Genomic DNA, 13,767 nt, shown 5'->3' with positions numbered 1-13,767 from the left:
TCGTAAGTTATACACATGTTTTTATTCAGCTTGCACAAGCGTCGTTATTGCTGCCACAATAGTAGGTATGAATTATTCGCCAGAAACCTCGCAAGTGACTTCGCAAGTGACTTCTTCTAAACTTTCGCAAGTGCCTTCTCCAGAAGCTCTTTTAGATGGTTTGGATGATTCGCAGCGTTTAGCTGCCACGGCAGTAGAAGGTCCGGTGCGCATTATTGCTTGCGCTGGAGCTGGTAAGACGCGCACTATTACGCGTCGAATTGCGTATGCTTGCGCTAGCGGTAAGTGGGATGCTGAAAGAGTTTTGGCAGTTACTTTTTCTGTAAAAGCTGCTGCGGAAATGCGCTCTAGAATCGAGGCTCTTGGCGTTAAAAATATTGGTTGTGTTGCAACTTTTCACTCGGCTGCATTGCAGCAGATTCGTAGCGTGTGGAGCGAAGTTTGTTCAGCGCCTTTTCCGTCTATTATGCAAGATCCTAAGCAAATAATATCTGCAGCTCTTAAGCGTTATCCGGATTTTGATGGCTTAACTTTGCTGCAAGCTCGAGATATTTTGGCGGAAATCAACTGGTCTAAAGTTTCGCTTATTGCGCCGGATGATTATATTCGCGCTTGTGCCGCAACTCATCGCCTGCCTCCTGCAGGATTAGAACCGCAACAATTCGTTGACGTTTACGAAGCTTACGAAACAGAAAAAAATTCGCATAATTGTATTGATTTTAACGATATTCTTTTGCTTGCATGTCATATTTTGCGAAATTTTCCGGAATCTTCTAGGCGTATTCGTCAATCAATTGGTTGGATTACAGTCGACGAATATCAGGATGTGTCTCCTTTACAGCACGAATTATTGCGATTATGGATGGGGCAGAATCGTGATATTTGCGTAGTTGGCGACCCTGCTCAGACTATCTACTCGTTTGCGGGCGCAAGTAGCTACGATTTGTTAGCTTTTCCGCAAGAATTTGCTCCAATAAGTGCCGATATTAGTTTGAATACGGATTATCGTTCAACAGAGCGCATAGTTGGTATTGCTAATCGCGTACTTGCTTCATCGCCGTATAAGCGTGACTACGTAAAAGTTAAGTCTCTTACTAAAGGCGGTACTCGTGTTTCGCAGCAGGTTTTTGCGACTGATGTTGATGAAGCTTTGGGTGTGGTCAATCAAATTGTAAAGTTTGTAAAAAGCGAAGTTGCTAATCCGGGAGATTGCGCAATACTAACGCGCACTAACGCTCAGCAGCAGGTTATTTGCAAGGCTTTGAAATTTGCCAAAATGCCGTATCGAGTGAGAAGAGACGTTGGCTGGCAGCGAAATGTTTTGGAAGATGCGCAAACCTCGGCTTCTTTAGATGCTGGTGATGCTTCTAAAACGCTTGATATTTCAACAGTTACGGTTTCTACTATTCACGCAGTTAAGGGTTTGGAGTTTGCACACGTTTATGTGGTTGGTTGCTCGGAAGGCTTAATACCATTCGGTTCTGCTTCTACAGATGAAGATATAGAAGAGGAGCGCAGACTTATGTATGTTGCTGTGACTCGTGCTGAAAAAACGCTTCACCTGTCTTACGCTTGCCGAAAAGAGGGAAGCGCGGGGATGAATCGCGCTCCTAGTCGCTTCTTGGCTTGATCTAGTTTTCGTTGTCTTTCTTCTTTTTGCGCTCTTCTTCCTCAAGTAGCTTGCTAAAGTCAGCATCCCAATTTTCGCTACTGCTAGTACCTAAGCTAGTATCTAAGACTTCGCTGCTATTTGCGTTTACGCTTTTGCTACTATTTTCATGATTAGATTCACTACCATCTTCCTTCGCGTTTTCGCTAGTTTCCTGCAAAGTTGGTAGCAAATCTGGGTGACCCCACAAACTATCTCGCTTATCAATTCCGTGCTCTTGCGTAATCTTTTCCCACAACTTAGTTGCTTCTCTCATTCGGCGAGGTCTAAGTTTCAATCCCAAAAGCGATTCGAATGTCACTTCTGCCGGTCCTCCTGCAGCGCGCTCGCGACGCATCATTTCGCGCAACTGTTCAATATGCACAATATGAGCCATTCCAGCCTGCCAAGTAACGCAATCAACCCATCCTTCAACAAGCGCAAGCAGTGTTTCTAAACTGTGCAATGCTTGACGCTGCTCCTCTGAATCATTGCTACCAATATTCTGCAAATTTACAGCACCCGAAATTGCTTCCGGATTCATAGTTTCTACGTCGCGAAGTTGTTCTTCCATCGCCTCTAAATCAATGTTTATTCCGTTTGCGTACTTAATAATCAGCGACTCAAATCGCGGCATAAGCCATGGCACGGATGCGAATAGTCTTGCGTGAGCTGCTTCTCGCAAAGCCAAATAATTCATGACTTCTGTAATATCTAGCTCCCACACTTTTGCGTATTCAATGCAGTTGTATGGAATTAAGCCTCCAGCAGGATTTTGCAATAACGCAAGTCCTTGATCAAAACTTCCGTGTACTTCGTGCGAAAGTGCGCCTGCAGCTTGCCCTAATTGCATAGCAAAGGAAGTGTTTCCGAGTAGTTTCATTAGTTGCGATGGATTATTCATTCCTTCAGGCAGCGGAATTGGCACAACTCCTGCAAAAAGTCCTTTTACTTCAGCATCGTCCACATCGCGCAATCTCTCCTCAATAACAGAAGTAAGCGCTTCATTCACGGATTTTGCAACAGGATTTGCGAATTTTACCCATGATCCGAGTGTTCCTTCAACCCAATCTGCTCTTGAAAGTACAGCTGGTGTTCCTGGAGCAGGATTGAAATTGCACGTAATATCTAGCCACAAATTTGCTTGGCTTAGCGCACGTCTAGCCGAGTCAGCAACTTCTGCATTTACGTTACCTTGATCTCCGGTTGCGCGTTGTAATGCAATTGATTGCGCAAGTTTTTGGTTAATTGGCCCTTCTTCAAGCGTTGCTTCCATTTCATTAGGATTATTTAGTCCTCCTGCGCTGAAAGCTTGCATCATGCTACGAACTTCGTCCGGTTTAGGAAGCTTATCTGGGTTCTGATTTAAGAGTTGTTCGCGCAGCTCAAAAGGAAGTTGTTCAAGTTGTTTCCATGCTTCTTCGCCTTGTATTGGCCCAAAGCATTCAATAAGCCACTGGTGAATTGCATCATCGTTCATGAGTTCATCCTTTTGCTGCGGTTTCAAGCAAATATGTTTTATATATTACGTTTTATGCATTATATTTTGCATTATATTTTGCTTTATTTGCATTATAAGTCAAATACAAAATCAAATTAATCTATATAGGGCTTGTGTAATGATACAAACATGCTTGGCTTTTCTAAACGTTTGCGCATATTTAGCAGGTTATCAGGTAGATTGCTAACATTTGCGAAGCAGTTAATTTTGTATATTGATTCACATTCTTTGCGCTATTTTGCGGGACTTTTCGCCGTAGTAGTTGCGTTAATTGCGCTGATGCTACCAAGTGCGTATGTTGTAGAAGAGCCGGGGCCTACTCAGGATGTGCTTGGTGTTTCTGGAAATTCAAAGCTTCCTGTAATTCAAATACTTTCAAATCATGCAAAGCATAAAGATAGCGGAAAATTATTAATGCTCACTGTTAATACTTCTGGAGTTCCAGGGTATGAAGTTTCAACATTTTACGCGCTTATTTCGTGGCTGAATCCTCAAAAAGAGATAATTCCTCGCGAAGCAATTGTTCCTGTTGGCCAGAATGCAGATGATTACGATAAAGAATCCGAACACGAAATGGACAATTCGCAGGATGTTGCGCAAAACGTTGCTTTACAATACGCCTCTAAGCATCTTGGAATTAATACTAAGGGTGTGAAGTTGCGTTTGCATATTGAAGATGTTGGTGGTCCTTCTGCAGGAATGATGTATACGCTTGGAATTTTAGATAAGCTTACGCCTGAAAGCGAAACTGGCGGTAAAACTATAGCCGGCACTGGAACTATTGAAAAATCTAAGAAAATTGGTGCTATTGGCGGTATTCGTCTAAAAATGATTGCGGCTAAGCGAGATGGTGCTACCTGGTTTTTAGCTCCTAAAGATAATTGCGACGAAGTAGTTGGTCATGTTCCACAAGGTTTGCGAGTTGTTCGAGTTAGTACGATTGATGAAGCTTATAAAGCGTTGAAATCTATAGGTTCTGGCCGTGGCGCAGATAAATTGCCAAGTTGTAGTGCAAAAGATGTAAATACAAAATAAATACAAAATAGGCAAATCTAAATAATAGAATCAAATCGAACAGAAAGTGGGCGATGAGGGACTCGAACCCCCGACATCCACCGTGTAAAGGTGGCGCTCTAGCCAGCTGAGCTAATCGCCCGTTTGCAACAAAGTAAAAACATACATGAAGGTATGTACGAATGCAACGTGTGGCGCGCGTCTCAACAATCGCGTAGAGTATACTCAATGGAAACATGTGCTCAGGAGGTCGATAGTAGATGACTCATAAACCTGATACCGCTCGTAATGCTTCAGGAATGGAGCGTGTGGGTAAGCGTAAGTTAGGATATAACGTCGCACAGGTAGATGCTTTTCTGGAGCGTGCGCACACTTTGTATGAAAGCGATGAGGCTCGACTTACTCAGCAAGACATTCAAGAAGTTTCTTTTGATTTAGAGCGCAATGGTTATGTTATTGGGCAGGTTGATGCTGCACTGTCTCGCTTAGAGCGCGCAGTTGTTGACAAATGCACCGAGCAGGAGATTTCCGAGTGCGGTAGGGTAGCTTGGAAAGCTCGTGCCGAAGAGTTGTATCGTAAGCTTTTGAAGCATGCTCAGCGTGATTATCGTGAACGTTTTGATAACGGTGCTTCTCGTCGACCATCTTATGCTCGTAAGCAAGTAGATATTATGGTTGATCAAGCTTTAGATAAGATTGCGCTTATGCTTGGTCACGAGCTTGAGTGGGAAACCGACGAAAATACTTTGAATGACATCAACTCCACATATGTTTCTAATGTTATTTTCACTCAAAAAACTGGCAAACATGGTTATGATGAGCGTCAGGTTGATTACTACTTGAATGCTTGCGTGCGTTTGTTAAGTAGCTTGGAATCTCTTAAGCGTTTAGACAAGTACGTTGATTCTGATTATTCAGGACATACTCTTGTTGAGGCTATTGCTGCTGCGTCTGCTGCTGAAGATAAGCGCGCGTCCGTTGCGGCTGCTTCTTCTGCGGCTGCTTCTGCCGCTTCTGACGCTCCATCTTTTGCTCCTGCAGCAAAGGTGTCTAGTGCATCTTCTGTAGCTTCTTCTGTAGCTTCTTCTGCAGAAAAGGGCGAAGCTTCAAATGTTTTGCCAAAGATTACTCGCTCTCAATTGGTTCCTAATGTTCCTGATCACGAAAAGCAAAGCATTTTTGCTCCGGTTGATTACAATAATCAACCTTCTAGTGATTCGTTTGAAGCTCTAAATAAGTCTGAGCGCGCAATCTTTACGGCTCATTCTGCAGAAAGCAAGTCCGCAAATCTTGAAGATGAAGATAGTAACGATGAGCTTTTGCAAAGTGCCACAGTAATGCATAATTCTTCTGCTTCCAAGACTGTGCCGCCGAGCGTGCCTCCTGCTTTCCCTCCGGTTTCGCATCGTACGCACGAAGCTGCTGAATCTGCACCTGCACCTGCACCTGCGTCTTCTATACCATCTTTCCCGCCTGCAGCTCCTGCAAAGCGTGCATCTGATTCTATGCAAATCCCAGTTACGCATTTAGAGCCTAGCAAGCCATTAAGTTTGGATATTCCGGATCTTTCATTCCCAATAATCGGTCATATTGATGAATCAACTTCTTTCAATAATGATTCAGATAATGACGATACTAATGACGATACTAGCGACGGCTTAGCGTAACCGCTTTTATTTGCTAAGATTTGCAATAATTTTAGACTGGCAGCTTGATTTATGCCGTTGTATCGCGATGAAGCCGTTGTGCTTCGTGCTTTTCCTTTGGGTGAAGCAGATAGGATTGTAGTTTTGCTCACAAAGCAGCATGGAAAAGTTCGTGCTGTTGCAAAAGGAGTTCGTCGTCTTAAATCGCGCTTTGGTGGCCGACTTGAGCCTCTTATGCGCGTTGATGTGCTTTTGGCGCAAGGAAAGTCTTTGGATGTTGTATCTCAGGCTGTTTCTATATCTGCCTACGCTGGCTCGATTTGTGCCGATTATACGTCCTATGAGTATGCAAGCGTTATGCTGGAAGTTGCAGATGCTCTAGTTTCCAACGAGTATACGGATGAGTATATGCGTGAATATCAAGATACTTCCGGGCAGTATCGTCTGCTTACTGCTGCTTTGTCGTCGCTATCTAACAGAAAGCATGCGCCGAATGCTATTGGAATTTCATACCTTTTGCGCGCAATGTCTTTGGCTGGTTGGTCTCCGCGTTTAAAAACTTGCGTTGTTTGCGGAAAAGAAGAAAATTTGTGCTACTTTTCTCCATCTGCCGGTGGCGTTATGTGTGCTGGCGATCATACGCCCGAATCTATTATTTGTTCCGACGAAACGCGTCTTCAACTATTCGCACTTTTGCAAGGCGATTGGCGTTCTATTGACGGCGTGCCAATCAATTCTTCTACTCTTTCTTGCGCAAAACTTTGGGCGGAGTATTATCTTGAGCGCCCAATTCGTTCAATAGGACTAATTTCTGATTAGTTAGCTTGTAATTTTTCGTTAGACTTTAGTATTTTCAATATTTTTGCGCTCCAAACGTGGGTAACTTATCTCGCATTTGGAGCGTTTATGGCTGTTTTGCGCTCCAAACGTGCGCGACGACCTGCTTGAGTGCAGCACGGCGCGCGCGAAAGCAACTCGGAGCGGAAACTCGCTTAGGTTGGAAGTCCAGTGGACTTCCAACGCGAGTTTCGCAAGCGAGCGCTTATAGCGCGAGCGTTATATCGAATTTGGAGAGTGTGCGAGTATTCACGTGAATGAATGACGAAGCAATTAATGTGTAAAATAAACTATACTTTTTATTTGTGTAGTAGAATAAGCGTTAAGTGTTTGTTTTACGAGAGCTAGAGAGTCAAAATGGACGTTAATAACAATTCTGACGCTGTGAATAATCAGACTAATAGCGAGAACAGTAATTCTTATAATGCTGAAAATTCTTCTCAAAACGCGCAATCTTATGTAAATCAGCAATCTGATGTGTACAATCAGCCGCAATATGATCAATCTCAGTATCAGCAGAATCAGTATCAGCAGGATCAATATCAGCCGACGCAGCCGCAGCAGTATGCGCAGCCACAGTATGCTCAGCCACAGTATGCTCAACAGCAGTATGCTCAGTCGCAACAAACTTACTATCAGCAGCCGCAGTATTCTCAAACTCAGTACGGCCAGCCACAGTATGCTCAGCCCCAGCAGCAGTATGCTCAGCCGCAGTATGGCTCACAGTATGGTGCTCCGCAGTATGGCAGCCCACAAGGCTACGCACAGATGCAAAATGGAAATCCACAAGGCTACGCCCAGTCTCAGTACGGTGTAAACCAGTACGGTGTAAACCAGTATGGTGGTCCGCAGTACGGTGGGCCTGGTATGCCGCAATACGGTGCGCCTATAGGTTACGCTCAATCTAGCTTATATAATCGTTTTAATGAGCACGAAAAGCTTGTTAATACTTTTTGCTCACAATGGAACGAAAAAGAAATAGGTTTAGTAATTATTTTATCTATTGCTGTTGCAATTAGTACATATCTTGTTATGATTACTCCACCTCCAAGATTTGGCTATGAATATAGTTTGATTATCGATTGTTTTTATATTGCATACCCATTAGTTCCACTTGCGGTAGTATTGGGTTTTGCGCAAGTTGCTCGTAAAAATAATTTTGTTATTGTACCTTCTATTGTTTGGTTTATTGTTCGAACTATTTACTACATTTGGCTTCAGTATTATTACAATATGAAGTATTTTATTTTTTACATAATTTCAACATTGGTTTTTATTATTCTTTTAGAGGTTTTCCAAAGACAGTTTGTTGTTCGCAAACGTTCTAATATAGGCGGGTCTATTCTTGGCGTATTAATTTCTACTTTTGCTTATGTAATAATTATGCTTATTTTTGATATTATTAGTGGTTCAAGCATCTCTTACTTCTATCTTGAAGAATTTGCGTATACATTTATAACTCTTTCAATTTTGCCAATTATTTTAGCTGCAATTTTAAGAGCATTTGGTTTGGCAAAGTTCCTTAACCCTAAGCGAGAAGAAATGAATATGTAGTTAATTGCGTATTTTATAAATACGCTGTTTTAGATGTGTGTTTTATTCGTTCAATGGGGTTGTTACATTCGTAAGTATGGCTTTTGAAAACGTGGATTATACGTCGCTTAATATTCCGGCGGCTCCTTTTAGTGACCCTTCTCGCATACCAGATTTTCCTAAGGGCAAGGTTCCTCGCCATGTTGGCGTGATTATGGACGGCAATGGTCGCTGGGCTAAAGAGCGCGGAATGATTCGAACCGAAGGCCACAAGGCCGCAGAGCCTGTTGTTTTTGACACTATTGCCGGCGCTATTGAAGCTGGAGTGCGCTATTTAAGTTTGTACACTTTTTCTACCGAAAATTGGAAGCGCTCGCCGCAAGAAGTGCGCTTTTTAATGGGATTTTCTAGGGATATTATTCACCGCAGAGTTGCGCAAATGAACGAGTGGGGAGTGCGCGTTCGTTGGGCAGGAAGGCGCCCTAGATTGTGGAAGTCTGTTATTGACGAGTTGGAAAAAGCGCAGGAAATTACCAAGAACAACAAAACTATTGACGTTGTTTTTTGCATAAACTACGGTGGGCGAGCAGAAATTGCGGATGCTTGTGCACAAATTGCTAAAGAAATTCAAAATGGCAAAATTAAGGGCGATCGTGTTACTGAAAAAATGATTGCTGAGCACTTGTATAATCCGGATATTCCAGATTGTGATTTGGTTATTCGCACTTCCGGCGAGCAGCGTACTAGCAACTTTTTGCCTTGGCAGGCATCCTACGCGGAACTTGATTTTGTGCCGGAACTCTTCCCGGATTACGGCCGCGAAGCGCTGTGGAGGTCGATTGACCGTTATGCGCATCGCGACCGCAGATTTGGCGGCGTAAAAAATGCCTAGTATCCCACTAAGATTTGTTACTTTTCGCTAGCGAGCCAAGCGCAAGCTGCTACGACTGCAGCTTCTAATCCGCGATTAAGAGTGGGCTGCAAATCTGGGGCGAATGCCGGATTGTGATTTCCAGGAGCATTCTGCATATCCGCAAAACCACCTAAGCCCCAGTAAGCGTAAGGAGTTTTAAAAGCGTTCGCGACTATAGAAAAATCTTCCGAAGCAGAAGCGCGCGAAATATCTACAGAATCTTCTCCAAAGTATTCATCAAAAGCTTTACGCACGCGCAAAGATGCATTCTGATCATTATTCGTAAGCGGATAGTGATCAGAATACGTAAACTCTGGTTCTTTAGGACATCTTGCAAGCTCGCACTCTCCACGCACAATTCGTTCAATAGCATTGTGCACAAATTCTTGAGTATCTTCGCTATAAGTTCTTGTGTTAATTAAAAGCTCGGCGTCATCAGGAATAATATTCGACTTACTTCCTGCATTAAGCGCGCCAACTGTAACAATTGCGTAATCTTTAGCTGCAAGTTCGCGAGAAACAATCGTCTGCAATTTAAGCACAATTGATGAAGCAACAACCACCGGGTCAACGCTCAACTCGGGCATAGAACCATGCGAACCTTTACCAAAAATGTGCACGCGAATCGAAGCTGCAGTAGTTAAGAACGCGCCCGGACGAATACCGACTGTTCCTGCAGGAATAGCACCCAACACATGCTGACCAAGGTAAACGTCGGGCTTTGCAATCATGCTCGTAATGCCATTTTCCACCAAGTCTTTTGCGCCTTGAGCTGTTTCTTCTCCAGGCTGAAAAACGCCAATGTACGTTCCTCTCCAAGCATCTTTATGTTCATTAAAAGCCTTCAAGGCACCAAGTAGGCTGGAAATATGAAAATCGTGACCGCAAGCGTGTGAAACTCCAACCGTTTTGCCATTTTCGTCTTGCGTGCTAACTGTTGAAGTGTAATCTTTTCCTGAATTTTCTTTAATTGGAAGCGCATCGATATCCGCTCTCATAGCAACAACAGGACCTTCGCCGTTTTTAATCTCTGCCACAACGCCTGTTTTTCCAACTCGTTTTGTTTCAATCCCAGCTTTGCTAAGAATATCAATAATTGTTTGAGCTGTATGATCTTCTTTCATTGACAGTTCAGGATGTTGATGAAAGTATTTGTATTGTTTTTCTCGTTCTGCTTGGGTTTCATCTAAATCGGATAATATTTTCTGAACTGCCGTAAGTTGCAGCATAAATTCCTGCTTTCCTTTGTTTTATTATAACTTTTTTGAGTTTTGAGATTATTTGATTTCAGTTTTATTCTTCTTTATTCCGTTCGTCGAGAATTTTATCTACAAGAGCAGCTTTAGCGTCAAGTTGATTGCTGAAACCAGGGCGAATGTCTAGCTTTAAGATTACCCCGGTGCGGTATCCTTTATTAACTAGCGTCATAGTTGCGTCACGAACAACGTGCATAACGTCATCAAATTCGCCCTCAATATTCGTGAACATTGCGTTAGTTTCGTTTTTTAATCCAGAATCGCGAATAACTTTCACAGCATCCGCAACGTACTCGCTTAACTCGTCACCAACTCCGCTTGGAGAAATGCACAACGCCGCAACAGTGTTAGTTTTGTGAGCGTTTGCGCAGCTATTTTCGCAAGTGTTTGCGTTTTTATCTTCGTTATCTTTATTGATTTCACTCATAGCAACAATCCCTTAAATTCGTAATCTTACGCAAATTTATCAAAAACGTAACGCCAAATAATGCGTCAACAAGCTTATAAATTTGCGTTACCTTAACAGTTACTTTAATAATTTTACAAGCGTCACAGGGTTTTTCTATAATTAACACCGTTTCACCCGAATTTTCTAGTTTTACGAAAAGGTGTATTGTGGCTGTTTCAAAGCTTGATGAAGTCGTGTCCTTGGCTAAGCGTCGAGGTTTTGTGTTCCCAGCTGGCGAAATTTACGGTGGCACGCGTTCTGCGTGGGATTATGGTCCGTTGGGCGTTGCGTTAAAGGATAATATCAAGCGCGAATGGTGGCGCTACATGGTAACCACGCGCGGCGATGTTGTTGGCGTGGATACTTCCGTTATTCTGCCTTCTCAAGTTTGGGTTGCTTCCGGTCACGTTTCCGTGTTTAACGATCCTTTGATTGAGTGCTTGAACTGCCATAAGCGTCATCGTGCAGACAAGTTGGAAGAGTCTTATGCCGAAAAGCATGGCGATAAAATGCCAGAAAACGGCTTAAAAGATATTGCTTGCCCAGATTGCGGTACTCGCGGAAACTGGACTGAGCCTCGTGACTTCAACATGATGCTTCGCACTCATTTAGGACCTGTTGAAGACGAAAACAGCTTGCACTATTTGCGTCCAGAAACAGCTCAGGGTATTTTCGTTGATTTTAAGAACGTCATGACTTCTACTCGTCAAAAGCCACCTTTTGGTATTGCAAATATTGGTAAGTCTTTCCGCAACGAAATTACGCCTGGAAACTTTATTTTCCGCACTCGTGAGTTTGAGCAGATGGAAATGGAGTTCTTCGTAGAGCCTGGAACAGACGAAGCTTGGCATCAGTATTGGATTGACACTCGCGTTCGCTGGTATGTGGATTTGGGTGTGAAGCCAGAAAACTTGCGCATGTACGAGCATCCTAAGGAGAAGCTCAGCCACTATTCCAAGCGCACTGTCGATATTGAATACAAATTCGGCTTCCAAGGTTCGGACTGGGGAGAGCTTGAAGGTATTGCAAACCGTACTGACTACGATTTGTCTGCTCATGCCAAGCATTCCGGTGAGGATTTGAGCTACTTTAACCAGGCTACTGGCGAAAAGTATGTTCCTTACGTTATTGAGCCTGCGGCTGGTCTTACGCGCTCGCTTATGGCGTTCTTGGTTGATGCTTACGATGTTGATGAAGCTCCAAACACTAAGGGCGGCGTTGACAAGCGTACTGTTCTTAGACTTGACCCTCGTTTGGCTCCTGTTAAGGCTGCGGTGTTGCCTTTGAGCAAGAAGCCAGAATTACAGTCGGTTGCTCAAGATTTGGCTGCGGATCTTCGCCAGCACGATTGGGTTATTGATTATGACGAAGCAGGCGCTATTGGTCGCCGCTACCGTCGTGAGGACGAAATAGGTACTCCTTTGTGCGTAACAGTTGACTTCGATACTTTGGAAGATCATGCTGTTACTATCCGCGAGCGTGACACTATGCAGCAAGAGCGCGTTTCTTTGGACAAGGTTGCAGATTACGTTGTTAGCCGCATTAACGAGAAGCGCGTTAAATATCCGCAAGGACCTGTTGAGATTGTTGGCACTCGTTCGGCTGACGGCGCTACGGATGTTGCTAAAGAAGCAGGCGAAGACGAGTCTAAGCCTGTTAAAATCGCGACTGCTGGCGGCTTGTACTAAATCGCGCTTAAGTATCGTTTAAGTGTAGCTTAAGCATTAAAGCAAAAATATTATTAAAGTGAATGGAGTTAAAGCAATATGAATTTTTCTATAAAACCAGTGGATTTAGGGAAAGTTCATATTGCTACTCCTGTTGTTTTGTCTCCAATGGCTGGAATTACCAACTGGCCATTTCGCGTAATCTGCCGAGAATTTGGTCCGGATGGGCTTTATGTAGCAGAAATGATTACGGCTAGAGCATTAGTTGCACGAAATCCAAAAGCTCTTAGACTTTGCCGTTTTGCGCCTAGCGAAAAAGTGCGCTCGCTGCAACTTTATGGTGTTAATCCTTCTATTGTAGAGCAGGCTGCTCGAATTGTTGTTGACGAAAACATGGCTGACCATGTTGACTTAAACTTCGGCTGCCCAGTTCCTAAAGTTACAAGACGCGGCGGCGGTTCTGCTCTTCCTTGGAAAACTGATTTGTTGCAAGAAATTTTGCATCGCGTTGTTTCTGTTTGCGAACCTGCAGGAATCCCTGTTACGGCAAAATTCCGTGTTGGTATTGACGAGAGTCATGAAACTTTTATTCAAGCGGGTCATATTGCGCAAGAAGAAGGATGTGCTGCTGTAACTTTGCATGCTCGCACAACTTCAGAATATTATGGCGGTCATTCAGACTGGCAGCGTATTGGGGAGCTTGTTGAGGCGCTTGATATTCCCGTTTTTGGCAACGGTGATATTTGGGGTGCGCAAGATGCGATTGCAATGTTTAAAGAAACTGGTTGTGCTGGCGTTGCTATCGGTCGAGGATGCCAGGGTAGGCCTTGGATTTTTGCAGATATTCGTAACGCTTGTGCGGGCAGTAGTGAGCGCGTTAATCCAACTTTGGCGGAAGTTGGCTCAGTGATTTTGCGCCACTTAAATCTTTTGGTTGAGTTTTATGATGGCGACGAGCGTATGGCTGTTCACGACTTGCGTAAGCATATTGCTTGGTATTTAAAGGGCTTTCCGGTTGGGGGAGGAACTCGCAAAAACTTTATGGAATGCGAGTCTATTGAGGATGTTAATCGCAATCTCAACATGCTCGATGGCTCTCTTCGTCTGCCGGAACAAGTGTTAGACACGCCGCGCGGGCGCGTGCGTTTTGCTAAAAAAGTTCATTTGCCATACGGTTGGTTGGATTCTCGTACTACAAGTCACGAGGAGCGCGAAGCCTTGTTTGGCGACGACCCAATGGATGCTAGTTACTAGAGTTTTCTAGGCTTTTGGCCATTTTTATATGCTGATTATTTTGCGATTAT

General features: G+C 43.7%; 11 protein-coding genes and 1 tRNA gene. 8 read left to right on the top strand and 4 right to left on the bottom strand.

The genetic code is table 11. The features are described 5' to 3' along the window. The first annotated feature begins 67 nt into the window (after window positions 1-67). Complete coding sequence (locus HXT52_RS04125) at window positions 68-1,630, top strand: ATP-dependent helicase (RefSeq protein ID WP_421775780.1); 1,563 nt, start codon at window positions 68-70, stop codon at window positions 1,628-1,630. A 1-nt stretch (window position 1,631) separates the two neighbouring features. On the opposite strand, the gene HXT52_RS04120 is transcribed toward HXT52_RS04125, so the two are convergent. Continuing rightward, entirely contained in the window at window positions 1,632-3,128 is a 1,497-nt protein-coding gene (locus tag HXT52_RS04120) for a zinc-dependent metalloprotease (RefSeq protein ID WP_421775779.1), read from the bottom strand. Window positions 3,129-3,278: 150 nt separating this feature from the next. Between HXT52_RS04120 and HXT52_RS04115 the strand changes: the two genes are divergently transcribed. Continuing rightward, window positions 3,279-4,184: a PDZ domain-containing protein gene (locus HXT52_RS04115; protein ID WP_421775778.1), complete on the top strand. Its 906-nt coding sequence runs from the start codon at window positions 3,279-3,281 to the stop codon at window positions 4,182-4,184. Window positions 4,185-4,231: 47 nt separating this feature from the next. Here HXT52_RS04115 and HXT52_RS04110 read toward each other — a convergent pair. Beyond that, window positions 4,232-4,305: transfer RNA gene (locus HXT52_RS04110), tRNA-Val, on the bottom strand. Window positions 4,306-4,423: 118 nt separating this feature from the next. On the opposite strand from HXT52_RS04110, the gene HXT52_RS04105 reads away from it, so the two are divergent. From HXT52_RS04105 to HXT52_RS04090, 4 genes are all read left to right on the top strand, one after another. Beyond that, a complete protein-coding gene (locus HXT52_RS04105; RefSeq protein WP_421775777.1) occupies window positions 4,424-5,830 on the top strand; it encodes a DivIVA domain-containing protein in 1,407 nt (468 codons plus the stop codon). Window positions 5,831-5,881: 51 nt separating this feature from the next. After that, window positions 5,882-6,628, top strand: a complete 747-nt coding sequence (recO, locus tag HXT52_RS04100) for a DNA repair protein RecO (RefSeq protein WP_421775776.1) — start codon at window positions 5,882-5,884, stop codon at window positions 6,626-6,628. Window positions 6,629-7,003: 375 nt separating this feature from the next. After that, entirely contained in the window at window positions 7,004-8,200 is a 1,197-nt protein-coding gene (locus tag HXT52_RS04095) for a hypothetical protein (protein WP_050543418.1), read from the top strand. Between the two features lie 76 nt (window positions 8,201-8,276). Further along, window positions 8,277-9,071, top strand: a complete 795-nt coding sequence (locus HXT52_RS04090) for an isoprenyl transferase (RefSeq protein WP_004134558.1) — start codon at window positions 8,277-8,279, stop codon at window positions 9,069-9,071. Between the two features lie 17 nt (window positions 9,072-9,088). On the opposite strand, the gene HXT52_RS04085 is transcribed toward HXT52_RS04090, so the two are convergent. Then, on the bottom strand, window positions 9,089-10,321 hold the full coding sequence (locus HXT52_RS04085) for a M20 family metallopeptidase (RefSeq protein ID WP_004136270.1): 1,233 nt from the start codon (window positions 10,319-10,321) through the stop codon (window positions 9,089-9,091). A 64-nt stretch (window positions 10,322-10,385) separates the two neighbouring features. Further along, window positions 10,386-10,775 (bottom strand): MTH1187 family thiamine-binding protein, encoded by a 390-nt coding sequence (locus tag HXT52_RS04080; protein ID WP_119520516.1) that lies wholly within the window; start codon window positions 10,773-10,775, stop codon window positions 10,386-10,388. A gap of 188 nt (window positions 10,776-10,963) precedes the next feature. On the opposite strand from HXT52_RS04080, the gene HXT52_RS04075 reads away from it, so the two are divergent. Then, the gene (locus tag HXT52_RS04075) at window positions 10,964-12,484 is read left to right on the top strand and encodes a glycine--tRNA ligase (protein ID WP_421775775.1); all 1,521 of its coding nucleotides are present in this window, start codon (window positions 10,964-10,966) and stop codon (window positions 12,482-12,484) included. A 78-nt stretch (window positions 12,485-12,562) separates the two neighbouring features. Beyond that, window positions 12,563-13,717 (top strand): tRNA dihydrouridine synthase DusB, encoded by a 1,155-nt coding sequence (gene dusB, locus HXT52_RS04070; protein WP_421775774.1) that lies wholly within the window; start codon window positions 12,563-12,565, stop codon window positions 13,715-13,717. The last annotated feature ends 50 nt before the right edge of the window (window positions 13,718-13,767 follow it).

The organism is Gardnerella sp. KA00288 (assembly GCF_049244085.1).
GTDB classification, from domain to species: Bacteria; Actinomycetota; Actinomycetes; order Actinomycetales; family Bifidobacteriaceae; genus Bifidobacterium; species Bifidobacterium greenwoodii.
The sequence above is the reverse complement of the archived record's forward strand: the minus strand, read 5'-3'. Positions and strand labels throughout refer to the sequence as shown.

Coding starts and splice junctions, on each gene's coding strand:
- HXT52_RS04125 (WP_421775780.1), top strand. CDS start 68: ATGAATTATTCGCCAGAAACCTCGCAAGTGACTTCGCAAGTGACTTCT.
- HXT52_RS04120 (WP_421775779.1), bottom strand. CDS start 3,128: ATGAACGATGATGCAATTCACCAGTGGCTTATTGAATGCTTTGGGCCA.
- HXT52_RS04115 (WP_421775778.1), top strand. CDS start 3,279: ATGCTTGGCTTTTCTAAACGTTTGCGCATATTTAGCAGGTTATCAGGT.
- HXT52_RS04105 (WP_421775777.1), top strand. CDS start 4,424: ATGACTCATAAACCTGATACCGCTCGTAATGCTTCAGGAATGGAGCGT.
- recO (WP_421775776.1), top strand. CDS start 5,882: ATGCCGTTGTATCGCGATGAAGCCGTTGTGCTTCGTGCTTTTCCTTTG.
- HXT52_RS04095 (WP_050543418.1), top strand. CDS start 7,004: ATGGACGTTAATAACAATTCTGACGCTGTGAATAATCAGACTAATAGC.
- HXT52_RS04090 (WP_004134558.1), top strand. CDS start 8,277: ATGGCTTTTGAAAACGTGGATTATACGTCGCTTAATATTCCGGCGGCT.
- HXT52_RS04085 (WP_004136270.1), bottom strand. CDS start 10,321: ATGCTGCAACTTACGGCAGTTCAGAAAATATTATCCGATTTAGATGAA.
- HXT52_RS04080 (WP_119520516.1), bottom strand. CDS start 10,775: ATGAGTGAAATCAATAAAGATAACGAAGATAAAAACGCAAACACTTGC.
- dusB (WP_421775774.1), top strand. CDS start 12,563: ATGAATTTTTCTATAAAACCAGTGGATTTAGGGAAAGTTCATATTGCT.